The 22255-nt window shown below is 66.1% G+C and carries 18 protein-coding genes and 2 riboswitches; of the genes, 10 read left to right on the forward strand and 8 right to left on the reverse strand.

What is annotated here, in order from left to right:
- Positions 1-2: 2 nt before the first annotated feature.
- From AC1AXT_RS03585 to AC1AXT_RS03595, 3 genes are all read left to right on the forward strand, one after another.
- Positions 3-680, forward strand: a complete 678-nt coding sequence (locus AC1AXT_RS03585) for an amino acid ABC transporter permease (protein ID WP_476539236.1) — start codon at positions 3-5, stop codon at positions 678-680.
- A 6-nt stretch (positions 681-686) separates the two neighbouring features.
- Positions 687-1799 carry an amino acid ABC transporter permease gene (locus AC1AXT_RS03590; protein WP_476539238.1) on the forward strand — a complete coding sequence of 371 codons (1113 nt, stop codon included), beginning with the start codon at positions 687-689 and terminating at the stop codon, positions 1797-1799.
- Between the two features lie 138 nt (positions 1800-1937).
- Positions 1938-2927, forward strand: a complete 990-nt coding sequence (locus AC1AXT_RS03595) for a PPK2 family polyphosphate kinase (RefSeq protein WP_476539240.1) — start codon at positions 1938-1940, stop codon at positions 2925-2927.
- Positions 2928-2933: 6 nt separating this feature from the next.
- Here AC1AXT_RS03595 and AC1AXT_RS03600 read toward each other — a convergent pair whose 3' ends face one another.
- Positions 2934-5528, reverse strand: coding sequence for a DEAD/DEAH box helicase (locus AC1AXT_RS03600; RefSeq protein WP_476539242.1), 2595 nt, complete (start codon positions 5526-5528; stop codon positions 2934-2936).
- A gap of 60 nt (positions 5529-5588) precedes the next feature.
- On the opposite strand from AC1AXT_RS03600, the gene AC1AXT_RS03605 reads away from it, so the two are divergent.
- The 3 genes from AC1AXT_RS03605 to AC1AXT_RS03615 all read left to right on the forward strand — a co-directional run bounded on the left by AC1AXT_RS03605 (position 5589) and on the right by AC1AXT_RS03615 (position 10540).
- The gene (locus tag AC1AXT_RS03605; RefSeq protein WP_476539244.1) at positions 5589-7058 is read left to right on the forward strand and encodes a replication-associated recombination protein A; all 1470 of its coding nucleotides are present in this window, start codon (positions 5589-5591) and stop codon (positions 7056-7058) included.
- A gap of 117 nt (positions 7059-7175) precedes the next feature.
- Complete coding sequence (locus AC1AXT_RS03610) at positions 7176-8753, forward strand: MFS transporter (RefSeq protein WP_476539246.1); 1578 nt, start codon at positions 7176-7178, stop codon at positions 8751-8753.
- Positions 8754-8974: 221 nt separating this feature from the next.
- Entirely contained in the window at positions 8975-10540 is a 1566-nt protein-coding gene (locus tag AC1AXT_RS03615) for an MFS transporter (protein WP_476539248.1), read from the forward strand.
- A 132-nt stretch (positions 10541-10672) separates the two neighbouring features.
- On the opposite strand, the gene AC1AXT_RS03620 is transcribed toward AC1AXT_RS03615, so the two are convergent.
- A complete protein-coding gene (locus AC1AXT_RS03620) occupies positions 10673-11368 on the reverse strand; it encodes a GNAT family N-acetyltransferase (RefSeq protein ID WP_476539250.1) in 696 nt (231 codons plus the stop codon).
- Between the two features lie 41 nt (positions 11369-11409).
- Entirely contained in the window at positions 11410-13011 is a 1602-nt protein-coding gene (locus AC1AXT_RS03625) for a DUF6508 domain-containing protein (protein ID WP_476539252.1), read from the reverse strand.
- 203 nt (positions 13012-13214) lie between these two features.
- Between AC1AXT_RS03625 and AC1AXT_RS03630 the strand changes: the two genes are divergently transcribed.
- The 3 genes from AC1AXT_RS03630 (at position 13215) to AC1AXT_RS03640 (ending at position 15947) form a co-directional block, all read left to right on the forward strand.
- Positions 13215-15089, forward strand: a complete 1875-nt coding sequence (locus AC1AXT_RS03630) for an AMP-dependent synthetase/ligase (RefSeq protein WP_476539254.1) — start codon at positions 13215-13217, stop codon at positions 15087-15089.
- 321 nt (positions 15090-15410) lie between these two features.
- The gene (locus tag AC1AXT_RS03635) at positions 15411-15566 is read left to right on the forward strand and encodes a hypothetical protein (RefSeq protein ID WP_476539256.1); all 156 of its coding nucleotides are present in this window, start codon (positions 15411-15413) and stop codon (positions 15564-15566) included.
- Between the two features lie 9 nt (positions 15567-15575).
- Entirely contained in the window at positions 15576-15947 is a 372-nt protein-coding gene (locus tag AC1AXT_RS03640) for a metallopeptidase family protein (protein ID WP_476539258.1), read from the forward strand.
- 20 nt (positions 15948-15967) lie between these two features.
- On the opposite strand, the gene AC1AXT_RS03645 is transcribed toward AC1AXT_RS03640, so the two are convergent.
- Positions 15968-16327, reverse strand: a complete 360-nt coding sequence (locus AC1AXT_RS03645; protein ID WP_476539260.1) for a YccF domain-containing protein — start codon at positions 16325-16327, stop codon at positions 15968-15970.
- Between the two features lie 94 nt (positions 16328-16421).
- Positions 16422-16551, forward strand: a riboswitch (TPP riboswitch).
- On the opposite strand from AC1AXT_RS03645, the gene tenA reads away from it, so the two are divergent.
- Complete coding sequence (tenA, locus tag AC1AXT_RS03650; protein WP_476539262.1) at positions 16543-17286, forward strand: thiaminase II; 744 nt, start codon at positions 16543-16545, stop codon at positions 17284-17286. It overlaps the preceding riboswitch by 9 nt.
- 70 nt (positions 17287-17356) lie before the next feature.
- Here tenA and AC1AXT_RS03655 read toward each other — a convergent pair whose 3' ends face one another.
- The 4 genes from AC1AXT_RS03655 to AC1AXT_RS03670 form a co-directional block, all read right to left on the reverse strand.
- Positions 17357-17665 (reverse strand): YhbY family RNA-binding protein, encoded by a 309-nt coding sequence (locus tag AC1AXT_RS03655; protein WP_476539264.1) that lies wholly within the window; start codon positions 17663-17665, stop codon positions 17357-17359.
- A gap of 286 nt (positions 17666-17951) precedes the next feature.
- Complete coding sequence (locus AC1AXT_RS03660; protein WP_476539266.1) at positions 17952-18779, reverse strand: aldo/keto reductase; 828 nt, start codon at positions 18777-18779, stop codon at positions 17952-17954.
- A 235-nt stretch (positions 18780-19014) separates the two neighbouring features.
- Positions 19015-21381 (reverse strand): energy-coupling factor transporter ATPase, encoded by a 2367-nt coding sequence (locus AC1AXT_RS03665; RefSeq protein ID WP_476539268.1) that lies wholly within the window; start codon positions 21379-21381, stop codon positions 19015-19017.
- A complete protein-coding gene (locus AC1AXT_RS03670) occupies positions 21378-21965 on the reverse strand; it encodes an ECF transporter S component (RefSeq protein WP_476539270.1) in 588 nt (195 codons plus the stop codon). The genes AC1AXT_RS03665 and AC1AXT_RS03670 overlap by 4 nt, the downstream gene beginning before the upstream one ends.
- Before the next feature lie 9 nt (positions 21966-21974).
- Positions 21975-22110: riboswitch (FMN riboswitch) on the reverse strand.
- Between the last annotated feature and the right edge of the window lie 145 nt (positions 22111-22255).

Genomic DNA, 22255 nt, shown 5'->3' on the forward strand with positions numbered 1-22255 from the left:
CCATGCACGCATTCGTCGAACTCTTCCAGTCCTATAACATCCCGGGCGCGTTCCTCGTCAACATCGAGCTGACGCTGTGGAGCGCGCTGTTCTCCACCATTCTCGGCGTGATCCTGGTGATGATGCGCATCTCGCCGATTTCGTCGCTGCGCCACATCGCCGGCGGCTACGTCGAGCTGTTCAAGAACATGCCGTTGACGATCATCATGGTGTTCATGGTGCTTGGCGTATTCGCGCAGCTCAAGCTGAGCTTCTCCGACAACTTCAGCACGAACTTCTTCTGGCTGGCCGTGGTAGGCCTGAGCCTGTATACGGCGGCGTTCGTCTGCGAGTCGCTGCGAAGCGGCATCAACACGGTGCCGCTCGGCCAGGCAGAAGCCGGGCGCGCGCTGGGCCTGAGCTTCATGCAGTCGGCCACCGAGATCATCCTGCCGCAGGCGTTCCGCGGCGCCGTGGCGCCGCTGGGCAACACGCTGATCGCGTTGCTGAAGAACTCGACCGTCGCCGCGGCGGCGTCGGTGGCCACGGAAACGTCGTCGCTGATGAGCGAAATGATCGAATATCGCCCGGACGTCATCATCCAGATCTTCCTGATCTTCGCGTTCGGCTATGTCATCATGATCATCCCGATCGGCCTGCTGACGACCTACCTGTCCAACAAGCTTGCGGTGAGGAGGTAACGCGCCATGGCAAGTGCAAACGAAAGCAGCGTGCTGTTCGACCAGCCGGGCCCCAAGGCCCTCAAGCGCATCCGCGTCGCCAACTGGATCGCCGGCATCGTGTTCGCCGTCATCATCGTGCTGATCCTCATGCGCCTGCACAATCCGCCGGACGGCGAGAACCAGTTGAGCTGGGAGCTGTGGAAGCCGGCGCTGGAATGGGAAGCGTGGAACGACTTCTACCTGCCGGGCCTGTGGGCCACCATCCGCGCCGCCGTCGTCGCCGTCATCGGCTCGGTGATCTTCGGCCTGGTGTTCGGCGTCGGGCGCCTCGTGCCCAACCCGATCGTCAAGGGCGTGTGCGCCATCGTCATCGAATTCTCGCGCGCCGTGCCGGTGCTGATCATGATGATCTTCTTCTGGCGCTGGTTCGCGTTCGCCGGGCTCGCGAGCCCCTCCTACTGGGCCGTCGTCATCTCGCTGATCCTGTACAACGGCTCCGTCGTCGCCGAGCTGATCCGCTCGGGCGTCGGCAACCTGCCCAACGGCCAGCATGAAGCGGGCCTGGCGCTGGGCCTGACGCGTACGCAGACGCTGATGAGCGTCGAGGTGCCGCAGGCGATCTACGCCATGCTCCCGGCCGCCGTCACGCAGCTTGTCGTCGTGCTCAAGGACACGGCACTCGGCTCGATCATCATGTACACCGACCTGCTGCAGGAAGCGCGGCGCCTTGGCTCGATGTACTTCAACATCCTGCAGACGCTCGTCGTGGCCGCCGTCATCTACTTCATCGTCTGCTGGCTGCTGAGCCGCCTGGCCGAATGGCTGCCCAGCCGCATGCAGCGCATGACCGCGGCGCCGACCGAAATGGAGCCGATCGCCCCGATCGCGATCATGGATCCGTCGAACGTCAACCAGATCGCCGTGGCCCAGGAAGGCGAGCGCCCGCTGGGCGGCTCGCAGCGCCTCTACCACGTGCATCATCGCGGCACCAACGCCTCGATCCACGGCTGGCGCCGCACCCGCTACATGCAGGGCTTCGACGAAACCCAGCCGCAAAGCCAGCGGGATGCCGAACCCCATCCGCTCAAGCTGGCGTTCGGCGCGCCGAAGAAGGACAAGGACAAGCCGAAGAAGTAGCCGGCGCTTGCTGGCGAAGGCCGTTCCGGAAGGATCCGGTCCATCGAAAGCCCCCTCTGGCATGAGGGGGCTTTCCATTTGTTCGTTGGGCGGGTATTCGCGTGGCGCCCCATGAATGCGGCAATACAATCGTGAGCTATGGCAAAGGACAAGGCAAAGCATACGAAGAAGGCGACGAAGGTCGCCAAGACGATCGACAAGGTGGCGCAGCGCGCCCCCAAGATGGAGGAGGGCTCGGAGGCCGAGCGGCTGTCCGAAGCGGCGAAATCCAGCGACCTGCTCTCATCGGTGTTCACGCTGCCGCCGGCGCAGATGCTCGTCTACCGGCCGGGAACGCGGCTTGCCGACATCGACGCCGGCGCCACTCCCGGCTTCTACGGCGACAAGAAGGAATGCGAACGGTTCATCCAGCTGTCCGCCACCGAGATCTCCCGCTACCAGCGGCTGATGTACGCCAACGGGCTGCACGGGGCCAAGCGGCGCGTGCTGATCATCCTGCAGGGCATGGACGCGTCCGGCAAGGGCGGCATCGTGCGCCATGTGTTCAGCCAGGTCGACCCGATGGGCATCCACTACCATGGCTTCGGCGCGCCCAAGGGCGAGGAGCTCAACCACGACTACCTGTGGCGCATCGAGCGCGAGCTGCCGGCGCCGGGCTGGATTTCCATCTTCGACCGCTCGCAGTACGAGGACATCGTCATGCCGCATGTCTACGGCACGTTCCCGAAGGACGTGTGGGAGAAGCGCTACGACGAAATCAACCGCTTCGAGGAGGGCCTGGTCGACTCGGGATGCCAGATCATCAAGATCTACCTGGTGTCCAGCAAGGCCGCCCAGCGCCAGCATTTCATCAAGCGGCTCGAGGACCCGCGCAAGTACTGGAAGTTCGACCCGTCCGACCTGGATGCGCGCGAGCGCTGGGACGACTACATCGCCGCCTGGCAGGACGTGTTCGAGCGCACCAGCACCCCGTACGCGCCGTGGTACCTCATTCCCGCCGACCACCGCTGGTATTCGCGCATGGTCGTCTCCGAACTGCTGCGCTGCACGATGAAGAACTTCAACATGACGTGGCCGCCGCTCGATGTCGACCCTGCCGTGGCGCTCGAACGGCTCAACGCCGACTGAGCTTCCCTAGATGCTGGCGACGGCGTAGTCGACGAACACGACCTCGCCGGACTCCTGCGTGGCATCCAGATCGACGGTTCCGGTGATGGCCCAGTCGTGGTCGCCGTCGGAATCGTCGATGATCTGGCGCACCTTCCAGGTGTGCTCGCTTTGCTCAAGCCGGTTGTCGAGGATGAACAGCTCGCCGCTGCGGGCCGCCGCATCGATGCCCACGTATTCGTGCTCGTCGTAGAACGCGTCGAGGGCGTCCTCCCATTCATGCACGCCGAACCCCCACGGCTTGTCGAGCGTGCCGAGACGCTCCGGGTCGTCGAGGTCCATGAGCTGCACGCGCCGGAACATGGCGTTGCGCACCAGCACGACCAGCCCGCGCCGGTCTTCGACGACCGGAGCCGCGGCTCCGGGAGCCGCCAGCGTCGCCGCCTGTTCGCTGCGTTCGAGCGCGCCTGCCGACTCCCATTCGTCGACGAGGCTCGAATCGATCGAGCGCACGACGACGCGCAGCCATGAGATGATGTCGTCGAGCTGCTCGTTGCGCTTTTCCTCGGGCACCGTGCGCGCCAGCGCGCGGTAGGCATCCGACAGGTAGCGCAGCAGCGTGCCCTCGGAACGGGCGATGTTGTAGCGTGCGATGTAGCCGGTGAAGTCGGAGGCCGTCTCGACCATGTCGCGCACGACGGACTTGGGGGAGAGCCAGTAGTCGTTCGCCCACGGCACGTCGTGGCGGTACTGCGTGAAGGCCGCGTCCAGCATGTCCTCGAGCGGCTTGGGATAGGTGATGTCCTGCAGGCGGTCCATGCGCTCGTCGTAGTCGAGGCCGTCCTCCTTCATCTCCTGCATCGCCTTGTCGCGCGCCTGGCGCTGCTGCGCCTTGAGGATCTGCTTGGGGTCGTCCAGCGTCGCCTCGACCATCGAGATGACGTCGAGCGCATAGGTGTCGCTGTCGGGATCGAGCAGTTCCAGGGCGGCGAGCAGGAACGGGCTCAGCGGCTGGTCGAGGGCGAAGTTGTCGGGCACGTCCACGGTCAGGTAGTAGTCGAAGCCGCCATCGCGGCGTTCTTCCGTTTCGATGACGCCGGTGTCGAACAGCGTTTCGAAGATCTCGTCCGCCCGCTGGTGCAGCTGCTCCTTCTGCTCGGGGGTTTGCGACGAGTCGTCGATGAGCCGGCCGATGCGGCGTCGTGCATCGCCGCCCTGCTGCACCTCGTTGAGCACCATCGAATGGGTGATGCGCATATGCGGCACCAGCGTTTCCGGAGCCGCGTCGATGAGCTTGTCGAACGTCGTCTCGGTCCAGTTGACGAACCCTTCCGGCGCCTTCTTGCGCTTGACCTTCTTGAGCTTCTTCGGGTCGTCGCCTGCCTTGGCAAGCGCCTTGGCGTTCTCTATTTCGTGCTCCGGCGCCTCGGCGATGACCAGGCCTTCGGTGTCGAAGCCGCTGCGGCCGGCGCGGCCGGCGATCTGGTGGAATTCGCGGGCGCGCAGGCGGCGCATATGCGAGCCGTCGAACTTCGTCAGCTGCGTGAGCACCACCGAATGGATCGGCACGTTGATGCCCACGCCCAGCGTATCGGTGCCGCAGATGACCGGCAGCAGCCCCTGCTGGGCCAGCTGCTCGACCAGGCGCCGGTAGCGCGGCAGCATGCCGGCATGGTGGATGCCCACGCCGGTGCGCAGCAGCCGCTGCAGGATCTTGCCGAAACCGGTCGTGAACTTCGTGCCCTTGATCGCCTCGGCGATCTTCTGGCGCTGCTCCTTGCTGGAGACGCCGGCGCTCGCCAGCGCCTGCGCCGTTTCCAGCGCCGCGTCCTGCGAGAAGTGGACGACGTAGATGGGGGTCTCGCCCCGGGAGAAGGCGAGCTGCACCGTCTTGTCGAGCGGGTCGAGCGTGTACTCGTAGCTGAGCGGGATCGGGCGCGGGGCGTCGGCGATGACGTCGACGTCGCGGTCGGTCATCTCCTCCAGCTTGGCGGCGATGGCGTCGACGTCGCCGAGCGTCGCGCTCATCAGCAGGAACTGCGTGTCCGGCAGCGTCAGCAGCGGCACCTGCCATGCCCAGCCGCGTTCAGGGTCGCCGTAATAGTGGAATTCGTCCATCGCCACGCAGCCGATGTCGGCATGCGCGCCTTCGCGCAGCGCCTGGTTGGCCAGGATCTCGGCCGTGCAGCAGATGATCGGGGCGTCGGGGTTGATATGGCTGTCGCCGGTGATCATGCCGACGTTCTCGCGGCCGAAGACCTCCACCAGGTCGAAGAACTTCTCCGACACCAGCGCCTTGATCGGCGCCGTGTAGTAGGAGCGGCGCCCGGTGCACAGCGCCGCGAAATGCATGCCGAGCGCCACCATCGACTTGCCCGAGCCGGTCGGGGTGTTGAGGATGACATGGTCGCCCGCCAGCAGGTCCATGACCGCCTCCTCCTGGTGCGGCCACGGCTCGACGTGCTTCGTGTCCTCGACCCAGCCGAAGAAGCGTTCATAGATATCGTCGGAGTCCAGATTGCGTCCGCCTTCGTCCGCGCGCGGCGCCAGCGCCCCCAACGTGCCATATGCGCTTGCGGCCTTGTGCGTATCTTCATCCTGCTGCATCGTTCCTGCTCCCATGGTTGCCAAGTATAGCGGGCCGTGAACGCCCCTTTTCTCCCTGCGGCTAGGATGGAGGCTATGGCGGATGTACAGGGCGATCTTTTCGAAATGGGCGGCGACGATGCGGGACTCGTGCGGCCTCTTGCGGTGCGCATGCGGCCGACGACGCTTGACGAGGTCGTGGGCCAGCAGCGCGTGCTCGTGCCGGGGTCGCCGTTGCGCCGTCTGGCGGATCCCGCTTCGCTGGGGTCGCTGACCGCGCCGAGTTCGGTCATTCTGTTCGGCCCTCCCGGGGTCGGCAAGACGACGATAGCCAATATCGTCGCGCAGTCTTCCGGCAGGGTGTTCGAAGAGCTTTCCGCCGTGACCAGCGGCGTCAAGGACGTGCGCGACGTGCTCGCCAGGGCCCGCGAACGCCTGGTGACGCAAGGCAAGGAGACGGTGCTGTTCATCGACGAGGTGCACCGGTTCTCCAAGGCGCAGCAGGATGCATTGCTGCCCAGCGTGGAAAACCGCGACGTGACGTTCATCGCCGCAACGACCGAGAACCCGAGCTTTTCGGTCATCAAGCCGCTGCTGAGCCGTTCGGTGGTCGTCAAGCTCGAATCGCTGGAGCCGGGCGAGATCCGTACGGTGCTCGAGCGCGCCATCGCCTCGCCCAAGGGGCTGGACGACGCCGTGTCCGTCGAGCCGGCGGCGCTCGACGACATCGTGCGCATGGCGGGCGGCGACGCCCGCAAGTCGCTGACGATTCTCGAGGCCGCCGCCGGCGCCGTCAGCGGCCCTGCACGGGTTGCTGCCCAGGCAGCCCATGAATCCGGCGATGCACCCGCCAAGGGGGCAGCGGGGGAGGCTGCCGTGCCGCTGGTCACTTCCGAGGTCGTGGCGAAGGTCATGGACGAGGCGACGGTCCGTTACGACAAGGACGGCGACGACCACTACGACGTTGCCTCGGCGTTCATCAAGTCGATGCGCGGCAGCGACGTGGATGCAAGCCTGCACTATCTGGCCCGCATGCTGGCGGCGGGGGAGGACCCGCGCTTCATCGCCAGGCGCGTCATGATCGCCGCGGCCGAAGAGGTCGGCATGGCGGCCCCGCAGATCCTCCAGGTGGCCGTCGCCGCCGCGCAGGCCGTGGCGATGGTGGGGATGCCGGAGGCGCGCATCATCCTGGGCGAAGCGGTCATCGCCGTCGCCACGGCGCCGAAATCGAACGCCAGCTACGAGGCGATCAACGCGGCGCTCGCCGACGTGGAGGCCGGCAGGATCGGCGCCGTGCCGCTGCACCTGCGCAACGCCCCGACGAAGCTGATGGCCAGCTGGGGCAACCACGAAGGGTACGTCTATGCGCACGATGAGCCGGGCGGCATCGCCACGCAACAGTACATGCCCGACGAATTGCTGGGCACCGAATACTACCATCCGAAAGGCCGCGGATACGAGCGTGAAATCGGGCCGCAGCTCGAACGGATGAGGGCTGTCATCCATCGCGACGACAAGGATCACGGACAGGCAGGCGACGGGGATTTGTCCAGCGCGAAGCGGTAAGCTGGCCGCTGCTGCCGCGAGCCGGATGCCTGCAATCCAGCCGCGGTCGACCGCGCGTTGCCGGGCTGCCCGGGCGCCGTATCCTGTCGACCGGAAACATACGGATCCATTCCCATCATGACGCAATCCCATGCCGCCAAGGGCGGCGCAAACATCCCTTCCACTTCCGAACTGCGTACCGAAACGCGCCTTGAGGAGGACGACCAGCTGCTCAAGGACGAATGGGGGACGAACCCCGAACCGCTGGGCGACCAGAAGATTCCCGGCAAGCTGATCGGGGCGATCGGCGCGGTAGGTTCGCTGGCGTTCATCGGCATCCTGACCGAAACGCTGATGACGGTGCTGTTCCCGGAACTGATGGAGGAATTCTCCATCAGCATGTCCTCCGTGCAGTGGGTGACGACGATCTACCTGCTGTCGGTGGCCGCCACGATGCCGCTGTCCGGCTTCATCATGCGCCGCTTCACGCTGAAGAAGGCCTTCATTGCGGCCATCGCGCTGGCCGTCGTCGGCTCCGTCATCATGATCTTCGGATACCAATTCTGGCTCATCCTCGTCGCCCGCGCGCTGCAGGGCATCGGCTCGGGCATCGCGACGCCGCTGATGATGAACATCATCCTCGAGCAGTCGCCGCGCACGAAGGTCGGGCGCCTGATGGGCGTCGGCGCGCTGGTCATCACCGTCGCCCCGGCCCTGGGCCCGACGATCGGCGGCGCCGTGGCGGCTGTCGCCCCGTGGCGCACGGTGTTCATGGCGGTCGTGCCGATCGTGCTGATCGTGTCGCTGCCGCTTGGCCTGCACTGCATCGAGCAGAAGCAGCCCGCCAGCGCCGACGTGCGCCTCAACGGCATCCAGTTCGTCGCCATCGTCATCGCGCTGGTCGGCTTGCTGCTCGGCGTCAACCAGCTTGGCGTGGCGATTTCGGACGGCGTCGCCGGCCAGCCGGTGGGCTCCGCCGTGGCCATCACGCTCGTCGCGTTCATCATCGGCATCGCGGCGCTCGTGTTCTTCTGCTTCTCCTCGCACCGTTCGTTCTCGCCGCTGCTGCGCATCGGCTGGCTGCGCAACCCGGTATGCCTGCTCATCGTCATCGCCTACATGCTGCTGCCGCTGCTGAGCTTCGGCTTCGGCTATGTCATCACCAACCTCGCGCAGCTGTCGCTGGGCACCAGCGCCCTGGTCGCGGGCCTGCTGATGATGCCGGGCGCCCTGGTCGGCGCACTGTGCGCGCCGATCGGCGGCATGCTGCTGGACAAGTACGGCCCGGCCAAGCCCATCTTCGGGGCCCTGGCGGCCTGCCTGCTCGGCCTGATCCTGCTCTTCGCGTTCTCGCAGCACCTGACGCCGTTCACGCTCGCGGCGTTCTTCTTCCTGTTCGGCGTCGGCTACGCGCTGTGCATTTCGAACATCATGACCGCCGGCATGTCCAACATCCCACCGCAGTTCATGCCCGACGGCAACGCCGTGTTCAACACCGTCATGCAGTTCGGCGGCGCCGCCGGCATCACGCTGTTCTCGACGATCATGGCGGTATGCCAGGCCGGCCATGGCCAGATTGGCACGCCGGCATACGTGCAGGCCACCACCAATGGCGGCACGTGGATCTTCCTGTCGATGCTCATCGTGTTCGCCATCGCGTTGGCCTGCCTGATCGTGGCGTTCCGCTTGCGGGAGCGCCAGATGAAGCGCGCCTAAGCTCTGGACGTTTGTCGGGGGTGTGCCGGTAATCTTGTTCCGGTTTCTTTCGCAACCCAACGGCATGGCGACCGCCGGTCTCTTCCGGCGCTGGACGCCGCCGCGATAAATCCAGCGAAGCCAAGCAACCGACATTTTCGGCAAACCCGGTGCGCGGGAGGGTCCCGCGTGCCTGACGAGGAGCGATTCAACTGAACAGGAACGAAGAACGGAACGAAACCATGGCCAGCCCCGCGAACGGAACGTCGCCGGCACCGGCCGCGCCACGCGATAGCGGGCAGGTCGCCGCGCCAGACGGCGAGAAGATACCCGGCCGGCTGCTGGGAGCCATCGGAGCGGTAGGTTCGCTGGCGTTCATCGGCATCCTGACCGAAACGGTCATGACGGTGCTGTTCCCGGAACTGATGGAGGAATTCAGCGTATCGATGTCGACGGTGCAGTGGGTCACGACGATCTACCTGCTCGTCGTCGGCGCGACGATGCCGGTTTCCGGGTTCCTCACGCGACGGTTCACGCTCAAATCGAATTTCGTGGCGGCCGTGACGCTGGCCGTGGCCGGCTCGCTGATCATGATCTTCTCCACGAGCTTCCCGATGGTGCTGCTGGCGCGCGTCGTGCAGGGCATCGGCTCGGGCATCGCGACGCCGCTGATGATGAACATCATCCTCGAGCAGTCGCCGCGCTCCAAGGTCGGGCGACTGATGGGCGTCGGCTCGTTGGTCATCACCGTCGCCCCCGCCATCGGCCCGACCGTCGGCGGCGCGATTTCCTCCGTGCTGCCGTGGCGCGCGATCTTCATCATCGTCATCCCGATCATCGTCATCGTCTCGCTGCCGCTGGGGCTGGCGACGATCCGCCAGTCGCGGCCGACCGAAGCGGCCCGGCTCAACGTCGTGCAGTTCATCGCCATCGTCGTCGCGCTGGTCGGCATGATTTTGGGCGTCAACCAGCTCGGCGTCGCCATTTCCGACGGCGTAGCGGGGGAGCCCTTCGGCACGGCGCTGACCGTCGCCATCATCGCGCTCGTCGCCGGCATCGGCGCGCTCGCGTTCTTCTGCTGGTCCTCGGCCCGCTCATTCTCGCCGCTGCTGCGCCTGGGCTGGCTGCGCGACCCGGTGGAGCTGCTGCACGCCATCTGCTATACGATGCTGCCGATCATCGGCATCGGCTTCGGCTACGTCATCACCAACCTGGCGCAGCTGTCGCTGGGCACGGATGCGTTCACCGCCGGCCTGCTCGTGCTGCCGGGCGCCCTGGTCGGCGCTTGCTGCGCGCCTATCGGCGGCATGCTCTACGACCGCTTCGGCGCCGTCCGCCCGATCCTTGGCGCGATGGGCGCCGCATTCGTCGGCCTCGTGCTGCTGCTGTGCTTCTCGGCGCACCTGACGCCCTGGCTGCTCGCCGGCTTCTACTTCATTTTCGGCGTCGGCTACGCGCTGGGCTATTCGAGCATCATGACCAGCGGCATCTCCGGCATCCCCGGACCGTTCGTGCCCGACGGCAACGCCGTGTTCAACACCGGCGTGCAGTTCGGCGGCGCCATCGGCATGACGCTGTTCTCGACGATCATGGCGGTATGCCAGGCAGGGCGCGGCGCCATCGGCTCGGCGTCGTTCGTCGCCGCGACGGCGGCGGCCGGCACGTGGATCTTCGTGGCGATGATCGCCGTGTTCGTCATCGCGATCGCGCTGCTGTGCTGCGCCTTCGCCATCCGCGCGCGCCGCGGGGCCGGGCGCCCCAAGACAGCCGCCGATGAAGAGCTGGAGGCGGCTGCCGACCTGCGGTAGGCTCCGGTTGCGCCGTACAAGCCAGCGCAATGGCAAAAGGCTCGGACGCCCTTTCTCGAGGGGGTGTCCAGGCCTTTTGCCATTGCGCGCAAGCGGAACGCCGGCGTTGCGCACGTGGCTACGGGACGGCCTTCAGTCGCGCCCCAGCGGGTTGACGCCTTCGTTGGACGCGTCTGTTTCGTTGTCGTACATCAGCACCCGCAGATGGTTGTCGAGCACCATGTTCTCGTCCGGCGACTGCGGCCACGGCGTGGTGTTCTCGAGGCTCAGGCCCTGATGGTCATAGAAGGCGAAGTCGCAGGTCGTATCGGTCATCAGGAAGTAGTTCTTCACGCCCGCGAGCTTGAACCTGTCGAGCAGCCAGGAGAACAGATGGCCCCCGATGCCCTTGCCCCGCCATGCCGGGTCGACGAGGAACAGCACGATTTCGGCGTCGTAGGCGTTGCCGGTTTCCCTGGCTTCCTTCAAGAGCTTGCTGTCGGCCTTTTCGCGGGAGCGCAGCTCGCGCACGGCCCTGCGTCCGGCGGCCGAACGGCACAGCGGCAGCAAGGCGGAAGCGACGTGCGCATGGTGCCGGTTGACCAGCGGTCGCGTTTCGTTGGCGTCGATGCGTCCGAGGATGACGCCGACGACATTGCCGTCCGCCACGGCCACCTGGGCTTCCGTGGAGCGGGCCAGGCAGTATTCGAAGTCCGCTTCGGCGATGCGCGCGCTGATCTGCGGATCGAGATTGTCGTTGGCGTACCATGCATCGGCCATCATCGACACGATGGCGGGGTAGTCGTCGCGCTTCATGGCGCGGTAGGTCACGGTGGTTGTTTCGTCCATGCCTTCTATCGTAGGGGCGCAGCTTGCGGCGCCATGCCGCGTCAAGCGTTGGGCTGAGCGCGTTTGGGGCCTTTGGGCCCGCTTTCGGCGTCGATGGCCGCCAGGCGGCGCAGCATGCGCAGCAGCGTGCCGTTTTCCAGCGATTCGGCCAGGATGCCTTCGTGCGACTTCTCCTGATGGACCAGCATCGTCACCAGCGCCTTGATGAGCATGCCGTCGAGCGTTTCGACGTTGAGGATCGACAGCGTCACGTTCTTCTCCAGGCCGTAGCGGTCCAGCACCTTCGCATAGTCGCCGGCGTCGTGGTGGATGACCTCCTCGATGAACGAGAGCATGACCTTCGAGTAGACGCACAGGCCCACCTTGTGGCGGCCGGCCGGGTCGACGGCCATGAACTCGATGTGGTAGAGCGACTCGGTGGAATGCTCGATCGGGTCGATATAGGCGGTGAGCCAGCCATAGCGCGGCGCGTCCCCGGCCCCCTCGTGGATGAGCGTCAGGGCGTCGGCGTAATGGCGGTAGCGGTCGGAATCCAGCGCCGAGTCGCGGTGCCGCGCCGCCAGGTTGCCGCCGGAACGCTCGAGGCGCGCATCGGGCACGGCCACGCGGAACTGGAAGCGGCGCCCCAGCTCCAGCACCGTCGCCGTGACGTGCTTGCAGATATGCCGCGCCTGGCCTTCATCGCATGAACAGGTGACCTTGGCCAGCGCATTGTGGCGCAGCAGCACGTCCACCTGGGCGTCATAGCGCAGGTCGGGGTCATGCACCAGCGCATGCCAGATGCCGTATACCGTTTCGTCAAGCTGGCCGACGGCGTGCTCCTTGAACAGCTCGTTGCCGTCGCGCAGCGCGGATGCGGGGGCCCATTGCGGCATGTCGGTCAGCGTGCGGCCGATCTGGATGCTCGATTCGATGATCCGCAGGCGCGCGGCGTTGCCGATGGACAGCAGGCGCCGCCGGTCGTTGGGGATCGACAGCTGGCGTTCCGCCTCGCTCACTTCGGTGGTGTCGGCGGCGAACCGCGCCAGCGGGTCCTTGTTGAGCGCGCGCAGCGTTTCGATCTGCTCGTTGCGCGGCTCGGTGCCCGGAATGCGGTGCCACGAGGCGACCGGGCGCAGCACCTTCGCGTTTTCGTACAGCACGATGAAATTGCGGCCGATGGCGGCCGACCACCATTCGTCCAGGCTCGTATTGCCATGGTCGAGCAGGGCGTCCTTGACGACCTTCCAGCTGGGCAGCCGGTCCACGTCGGTGTGGTAGAGGTCGGCGAGGTTGTCCTTGAACGCGTCCGAATACATGATGCCGCCGGTGACGCCGGACGACATCAGGGCCCTGAAGGAGCGGTAGGTGGGCGGGATGGAGGCCAGGTCGCATTGCTCGTAGACGGTGCCCGGGCCGTTCGTGATCATCGGGTCGTTGCCGCGTTCCACGCCGTTGAACGGGGGATAGGGGCAGAACGTCAGCGCCCCGCAGGCCGGGCACAGCTCAAGCACGCGGCCGCCGGGAAGATGCACGCCGTCTTCGAAGGGCAGTTCGTAGTTGTAGTGGGCGAGGGACGACGACGGGATGAACGTGAACCGCGATGGTCCGGATACGGCAAGGCCTTGCAGCTGCCTGCCGCAAACGCATCGTTGCCGGATCATACGGCGCCTCCTCGGGGAAATCGGATGCTGATGACGATCAATCAACAGAATATAGCATTCTGACTGTCAACGCACCAAGCGCAATCTGTGCAAAACCTCTACGGAGGCGGTTTTCGGCGCGTCCGGCGCGTCGCGTTACGTACGGTTACGTTTCCGTAACTTAAAGGCCGCGAAGGTCAATGTGTGCGTGTATCCCAATACGTATGGCAACACAAGAACTTCAGGGCGCCGGCGCCGCCGCACAGCCTGGCATCCGCAAGCAGTATACGACGCCGCTCAAGGAGCCGATCAACCCCGATATCAACCTGTTCGACTTCCTCGAGGACCGCGTCAACCGCCTTCCCGACGGCGACCTCATCGGCTACAAGGACGAGTCGGCGCCAAGCGGCTGGGGCTACTATACGGCCACCGAGTTCCGCGACCTGGTCATCAAGATCGGCAAGGGCCTGATTGGCTGGGGCGCCCGGCCCGGCGAATCGATTTCGATCATCGCCCACACCTGCTGGGAATGGGTGGCGCTCGACATGGCGATCATGGGCATCGGCTGCGTGACGGTGCCGGTCTACGAAACGAATTCGGCGGCGCAGATCCGCTCCGTCTACAACGATTCCGAAGTGGTGCTGGCGTTTGCCGAGGACGACACGCAGCGCGACAAGGTCGAATCCGTTGCCAATGACATCCCGTCGCTGCGCGATACGTTCGTCATCGACATGGGCGCCATCGACGCGATCATCGCGTTCGGCGAACACATCACCGACGAGGAGTTCTACGCGCGCAAGAACGCGGCGCATGGCGATACCCTGGCGACGATCATCTACACGTCCGGCTCCACCGGCACGCCGAAGGGCGTGGAGATCAGCCACCGCAACATGGCGGCCGAATGCATGCATTCCTACCAGAAGATGCCGCGCGCGATCGACATCCCCGACCGCCGCCTGCTGCTGTTCCTGCCGATGAGCCACGTGTTCGCCCGCTTCATGACGATCGTCGGCATTGGAGGCACCGTAACCGTCGCGCTGAGCGGCGACATGAAGTCGATCGTGCACGATTTCGAAACGTTCGGCCCGACGCTCCTGCTGGCGGTGCCCCGCGTGTTCGAGAAGGTCTACAACGCGGCTTCGCAGCGCGCCGGCACCGGCGTTTCCGGCAAGCTGTTCGCCCGCGGCGTCAAGACGGCCATCGAATGGTCGAAGACCGAGCAGGCCGGCGACAAGCCGGGCTTCGGCCTGAAATGCCGCCACGCGTTCTACGAGGCCGCCGTCTACAAGAAGATCCGCACGATCTTCGGCCCGAACGCCGACTTCGCGATCACCGGCGGCGCGCCGATGGACCCGGAGCTCTCCCACTTCTTCAGCGGCATCGGCGTTCCGCTGTACGAAGGCTACGGCATGACTGAAACGAGCGGCCCGGTGTCGGTGAACCTGCCCGAAGGCAACAAGATCGGCACCCTCGGCCAGCCGCTCAACGGCACGACGGTGGGCATCGCCGACGACGGCGAGCTGCTGTTCAAGGGCGAAAGCATCTGCATGGGCTACCACAACCAGCCGGAGGTGACGGCCGAGCAGATCACCGACGGATGGCTGCATACCGGTGACCTTGGCGACATCGACGACGAAGGCTACATCACGATCACCGGCCGCAAGAAGGACCTGATCATCACCGCGGGCGGCAAGAACGTTTCGCCGTCCGCGCTGGAAACGACGGTGATGACGTCGCCGGTCGTCTCGCAGTGCCTGGTCATCGGCGACCGCAAGCCGTTCGTCGCCGCCCTGGTCACGCTCGATCTGGAAGACGGCAATGCTTGGCTGCAGTCGCGCGGCGCCGCGCCGGCAGCCAATCTCGAGGAGATGGCGAAGAACCCGATCGTGCACGCCGAAGTCGAGCGCATCATCAACAAGGCGAACGAAGGCGTTTCGCGAGCCGAGTCGATCCGCAAGTTCGAGATCCTGCCCGAGCAGTTCACCGAGGAAAACGGCATGCTCACCGCCTCCCTCAAGACGCGCCGCAAGCAGATCACCGACCATTACAAGAAGCTCATCGACACCGTCATCTACGTGCCGCGCAAGAAGCAGGCCTGACGTTCCCGGCGAAATCCGCCATACAGGGCGTTGATTGACCGGCAATGCAAAGTGCGGGGTTCCTTCCTCCGGAAGGGCTCCGCACTTGCCGTTTGGCGGCATCGACGGTATCGGGCAGTATGGGGGCTGCATGCTTTCCTGTGAAAAGGATTGGAACACGCTGGCGTTACTCGGTTGAAGGAATCGCTTACGCGGGAACCCAAACCCCCGTATATTGAAGGCGTAGGGAGAGCGAAGGCGGTTGGGGAACCGCTGAGCTGGAAGGGCCGAGGAAAGCGCTGCGTTGGGATGACGCAGCCACGGCATGGCAGGGGGATCCACATGTTGAGCGTTGCAGTCGTAGTCATAGTATTCGCGTTCGCGGGACTGTTCGTCTTCACGGCGGACCGGGCGTCGTGGGCGCCCGAGAAGGACGCCGAGAAGGTGCCGGTGCCGGCTGAAGGCGATTCCGCGGAATCTCGGCTAGGGAACCGGTAGGGTAGTCGTATGAAGATGAGCGAACAGGAGTTCGAACGCACCGTGACGGAAGCGGTGGCGGCGCTGCCGGACAAGTTCAAGAAGGCGCTGAGCAACATCGCGATCACCGTGGCCGACGAACCGACCCGGCAGGAGCTGAGCAGCGTCGGATGCACGCAGGGCGGCGAATTGCTGGGGCTGTACCAGGGCATTCCGATTACGCAGCGCACGACGTCGTATGCCGGAGTGCTGCCGGACAAGATCACGATCTACAAGGGGCCGCACGAACGCGTCTGCCATACCCACGCCGAAATGGTCAAGCAGATCCAGAAGACGGTGCTGCACGAACTCGGCCACTACTTCGGGTTCGACGACGCGTACCTGCACAGCCACGGATACTGAGCCGCCCTGTATTGCCGCCTTTATTCAATCGTGGCGCCGAAAGGCCACAGCGCCAGCTTCGCCATCTTGAACGACTGCAGGCCGAACGGGATGCCGACGATCGTGACGCAGTTGACCACGCCGGCGGCGACGTAGCCGATCGCCATCCACAGGCCGGCCAGGACGACCCAGACGATGTTGAGGATCAGCGAGCCGACCCCGCCGCCGTACTGCACGGACTTGCCGAACGGCGTGAGCGTGAGGCCGGCCATTTTGAATGCCTGCACGCCCAGCGGAATGCCGACGATCGTGATGCACAGCACTACGCCGATGACCGCCCATCCGAACGCCAGCTCCAGGCCGCCGAACACCAGCCAGATGATGTTTGCCAGAAGTCTCATGCCATCCAAGTGTAGGGGATTGGGGCGTGCGCGGCGTGGAGGCGGCGTGGAGATTGCCGGAAGGAATCGTCGCCGCGTTCTGGTTGGATGAAACGGACAGACACAGGGGAACCAGGCCGGCGACGTCGCAGGACGCTGCCGGAGCGGTTGAGAAAGGCCTGGCGGCCTGACCCTTCGAACCTGAAATGGCCAATACCAGCGTAGGGAGTGCTCCGATGACGCATGCTTTGATGACGTACGATGAATCCAAGCCGACGATGCCTGGCAATCTGCCGCCGTTTGCGGCGACGCTGCGGCAGGCGGCGGATACGGTGTGGGAGGAAGGCTACCGGCAGCCGTTCCTGCGCGAACTGGGCGCCGGCACGCTGGAACGCGACCGGTTCGCGTTCTACATGACGCAGGATTCCCTCTACCTCAACGACTACGCGAAGGTCCACGCGCTGGCGCTCGCCAAGACGGACGATCCACAGATCATGCAGTTCATGGCGAAGGTGCAGAACGACGTGTTCCACGTCGAGACGTCGCTGCACCGCTCGTTCCTCGCGTCCTTCGGCATCACGCCGGAAACGCTGGCCCAGTCGCGCCAGTCGGCGTTCGCGCGGGCGTACACCTCCAACATGCTCGCCATCGCCTACGGCGGCGACATCCTCGACGTGATGGTGGCGGTGCTGCCGTGCGCATGGGTGTATGCCGACTACGGCCAGCGGCTTGCCGAAGAGTTCGCCGGCACGCTGGAAACCAACCCGTACCGGCCATGGATCGACATGTACAGCACCGGTTCGTTCTGGTCCGGCGCGCAGTGGCTGATCGACCATATCGAGCCGATGGCGCAGGAAGCCGGCGAAGACAAGCGGCGGGAACTGACCGACCTCTTCGTCGACGGCGTGGAGAACGAATACATGTTCTGGGACAGCGCCTACCGCAGGCAGATGTCCTGGAAGCCCGGCTGGGAGCGGTAGGGCGCGGCGCTCCCAGCCGGCCGGGGCGCCCCTGGGAAACCGTCAGCTGTCCCACGGGAAGCGGACAGGACTAGTCGCGCACGAGGGCGATATGCTCGATGTCGGTGCGGCGGGAGCGGCGGAACAGCACGAAGCGGTTGCCGATGACCTGCACCACTTCGGCGCCCAGCGCCTCGGCGAGGCCCTGCGCCGCATCCTTGGCGTCCAGGCCCGATCCGTCGAGCACGGCGCACTTGATGAGCTCGCGCTTCTCGATCGTTTCGTCGGCCTGCGCGATGGCCGTGTCGCTCAGGTCGTTCTTGCCGATCTGGACGAGCGGGTTGAGGTGGTTGGCCAGCGTACGCAGCTGCTTGATCTGCTTCTTCGAAAGCGATGCCATGGGTTGCCTTTCCTGTGGTTCGTACATCTTGTTCCTGAAAATCTTGTTTCTCTCGCCGGGGATTGCGCAAACGGCGCCCGCGGAGCGTTGCCCGGCAAAGCCGGTTGCCATCGTACCGGCGGCGCCGGAACAAGGCAACCGGCGGCAAAGGAAAACGCCCGCGGCGCATACGTTCTGCGCACGGCGGGCGTTTCGTTCGATTCAAAGGCCTTCGCGACGGACGATGAAAGGGGTGGGGAATGAGTCCGGCACGCAGGCGCAAAGGACCGAAGCGTTACAGGGAAGGCTAGAAGTCGATGTGGCTCGGGTCGGCGCCATTGCGCACGCCGGTGCCGATGGCATCGATGGCCTTCATATCCTCGGGGGAAAGCTCGAAGTCGAACACGTCGAAGTTCTGCTCGATGCGCGCGGCGTGGCGCGAGCGCGGCAGCGGGATGACGTCGCGCTGGATCTGCCAGCGCAGCGCGGCTTGCGCCGGCGACTTGCCGTACTTCGTGCCGATCTCGATCAGCACCGGGTTGTCGAGCACCTTCGCGGCGCTGTCCTGGCCGCCCAGCGGCTGGTACGCCTCGACGACGACGCCCTTGGACTGGCAGAACCTCACCAGGTCGGTGTTCTGGAACTGCGGCGACGACTCGAACTGGTCGACGGCCGGGACGACGCCGCCCATCGACAGGACCGCCTCCATGTTCTCGCGCTCGAAGTTGCTCACGCCGATGGCGCGTACCAGGCCGTCCTCGTACAGCGACTGCATGTCTTCCCAGGCACGCTGCCAGCCTTCGACCGGCCAGTGGATGAGGTAGAGGTCGACGTAGTCCATCTTCAGGTCGTCGAGGCTCTTGCGCAGCGCGTCCTTGACGCGGCCCTTGCGGATGTCGGTGTTCCACGCCTTCGTGGTGATGAACAGCTCGTTGCGGGCGATGCCGCTCGAGGCGACGGCGGCGCCCACCGATTCCTCGTTGCCGTAGACGGTGGCGGTGTCCAGCAGCCGGTAGCCGGTTTCGAGCGCCGTGGAGACGGCGTCCTCGGTGTCCTTGCCGTTGTCGAGCTGGAAGACGCCGAAGCCGATCTGCGGGATCATGACCTCGTTGTTCAGGGCCGTGCGATGCATCATGGATGAAGCCTCTTTTCTTGCGATGTGCCGGCGGCGCCCCAAGGCGCCCCGGGCCGTTGCCCACCATCCTAGGAAGACGGGCGCCCGGAGCAAAGCGCCGTTTGCACTGGGAGAAGCCGCTGGAAGCGAACAAGCGGGCTTGTGCAGGGGAGGGCGGGATGCTAGGCGGCTGCTGCCGGCGCCGCGGAGCCGGGCGCGACGGGGCGGAGGGGGAGGGTCGGTCAGCGGCGCATTCCTAGAGGTGCGCCAACGCGACCAGGGCGGCGATCTGGGCGGCTGCCAGCGCCAGGAACAGCCAGTCGTGCGCGTCGAAGCGGTAGCGGCGCCAGTGGGTGCGGCTGATGCCGTCCTCGTAGCAGCGCGCATCGAGTGCCAGCGACAGGTTGTCGGCGTGGCGCAGCGCGGCCGCGAACACCGGCACGACGATGGCGCACAGCGCGCGGATGCGTTTGGACGGCGAGCCGCTCTCCACGGAGCCCCCGCGGCATTGCTGCGCCTCGAGGATCGATTTCGCCTCGGCGCCCAGCGTCGGCAGGAACCGCAGCGCCAGCGACAGCACCAGCGCTATTTCCTGCGTATGCACGCCGGCGGCCTTCAGCGGCGCCAGCGCGGACTCGAACGCATCGGTCAGCGCCGTCGGTGTCGTCGTGGCCAGCAGCAGCGCGCCGAGCACGATGACCAGCGAGAAGCGCAGCATGTACAGCACCGCCACCGACACGCCGTCGTCGGTGATCGCCAGCGGCCCGATATGCGCCAGCGGCGTGCCGGAACGCACGAAGAACACGTTGAGCGCGCCCATGATGACGAACATCGCCAGGAACATGTGCACCGAACGCAGCAGCGCGGACGGCTTGATGTGCGCGAGCGCCACGAGCGCCGCGCATACGGCGAAGCCCACCGCCAGCTGCGGCCAGCGCGACATGGCGAACGCGGAGAACATCAGTGCCAGGAACCCCAGCGACTTGGCGCGCGGGTCGAGCGAGGACACCCAGCTATAGCGTTCCTGGCTGCTGGCATGCTCGCTCGCCTCGGCCGCCTGCGCGGCCGCCGGCAGCGGCGTGGCGTTGACGCGGGTGACGGGAAGGCCGTGCCGGTTCCATCCGGCGTCCTGCGGACCGTCGCCGAACAGCACGATGCGGTCGGCGTAGCGGTTCGCCTCGTCCATGGCGTGCGTGACGAGCAGCACGGCGACGCCGCGTCGCTTGAGCTCCTCGATCAGGCTGCCGATCCTGGCGCAGGCGCGCTCGTCGAGGCCGGCGGTCGGCTCGTCGAGGACCAGCAGCGACGGGTGGCAGGCGATGACGCCGGCGATGGCGGCCAGGCGCTGCTGGCCGCCCGACAGCTCCATCGGCGAACGCTGCGCCAGCGGCGCGATGCCGAGCAGCTCCAGCGCCTCGCCGACGCGTTCCTGCACGGCCTGCTCGCCGAGCCCCTGCGAGCGCGGCCCGAACGCGACGTCCTGCGCGACGGTGTCGGCGAACAGCTGGCGTTCGGGATGCTGCATGACATAGCCCAGCGTGTGGTGCAGCGCCATGCGCTGACGGCGCCCGGCTTGGCGCGAGGGGCGTTCGCGCCCGGTGCGCGTGCGGCGCCCGGCCGTGGCCACGTCGATGCCGCAGACGCGGATCGAGCCGCGCTGCGGGGTCTCCAGCCCGGCCGCGAGCCGGGCGAACGTCGTCTTGCCGGAACCGTTGCGGCCGATCAGCGCCACCGTTTCGCCGGCGCCGACCGACACCGTCACGTCGTCGAGGGCCGGCCGCTGCGCGTCGCCATAGCGGAACGTGACATGGCTGAACGAGATTGCCGGCTCGCTGGCCGCAGCGCCCGGCGTGTGAACCATGTCCGCATCTAGGGGCGGGTTGCCGGAGGTGGACGGCGGAACGTTCACCTCCGGCAGGGCGGTGCCGGGCGCGGTGCCGGAGGGGACGATGCGCCCTTCCTCCAGCCGGATGACGCGTTCGGCGGCGTCGATTTCATCGCGGTGGTGGGTGACGAACACGACGGTGGTGCCGGCATCGTGGATGGCGCGCACCGTGCGCATGACGTCGGCGCGCGCATCGGGGTCGAGCATGGCCGTCGGCTCGTCGAGCACGAGGATGGAGGCGTCCATCGCCAGCTGGCCGGCGATGGCGACGCGCTGCTGCTGGCCGCCGGACATGCGCGTGGGGTCGCCATGGCGCGCATCCTGCATCGACACGGCGTCGAGCGAGCGGGCGATGCGCTCGCCGATGCCCGGCGGGTCGACGCCGAGGTTCTCCGGGCCGAACGCGACGTCGTCCTCCACGGTGGTCGTGACGATCTGGTCGGCCGGGTTCTGGAACACGGCGCCTACGAGCCGCCGCGCCGCGCGGTAGGCGGCCGGATCGGGCTCGCCGGCGATGCAGGCGCGCTGGCCGGCGAGCGTGACGTCGCCGGCGTCGGGCGCCACGAGCCCCGCGATGACGCGGGCCAGCGTCGACTTGCCCGAGCCGTTGGGCCCGGCGATGGCGACCCATTCGCCGGCGCGGATGTCGAGCGACACGCCGTCCAGCGCCCACGAACGGCCTGCGTCGTAGGTGAACCTCACGCCGCGCAGGCTGATGGCGCCCTCCTGTACGCTCATCGGCCGATCAGCTTCGAGATGGGCTTGTAGACGAGGAACGTCACGACGCAGTTGATGGCGAACTTGACGAGATTGAACGGCAGCAGCACCGGCACGATCATCGCGGCGACCTGCGCCATCGTCATGTGGGCGTACAGCGGCGTGATCAGCAGGTTGGCGACGATGGCGACGGCAAGCGCGCATACGGCGCCCAGCGCCAGGCCTCCTGCGGCCGCGCGGCGCGACTTGTGGCCCCGGTAGACCAATGCCGGCGGCAGCGAGAGCGCGAGCGCGACGAGGACGCCCATCAGGCAGCCCCACGGATTCGTGAACAGATGCGGCAGGAACCCGAGCGTCGAGACGATGACGGCGCCGGACGGCCCGAATGCGAAGCCGGCGACGAGCGCGACGATGCCGGACGGATCGTACTTGAGCCACGGCGTGCCGGGAATGAGCGGGAATTCGATGAAGCTCAGCGCCATGGCGAGCGCGACGAACAGCGCGTACATGGCGATGCGCCTGGTGGACCAGCGGCCGGATGCGCCGACTCCCGTCGAATGGGCGTTGTCTGGGCGCGTTGCCGGGGCATGGGTGGATTTGCCCATGGTGGGGCCTCCTTGTTTCTTCCATCCGGACTGTAACCGTTGGCTCCGGAATCGCACCGGATCGGCCGCCGTGAAGCGGGTCGCGGGCTTCGGGCGTGCCGCCCGTTACCGCCAGTAAGGAATTTCACCTTCCCTGAAACCTGTCGGTTCATTCTTAGCTGCAAGCAAAGACCGGCGTTTGCGAAGGTTTGCAGAAATCTTGTATTCAAAGAGACGAATTCAATAAGTCAAACGCTTAAACTAATATAGAATGGAAAAAGTGAAAACAAGCCTGCCGTGTTCCTCCGGAT

Source organism: Bifidobacterium sp. LH_450, assembly GCF_056356715.1.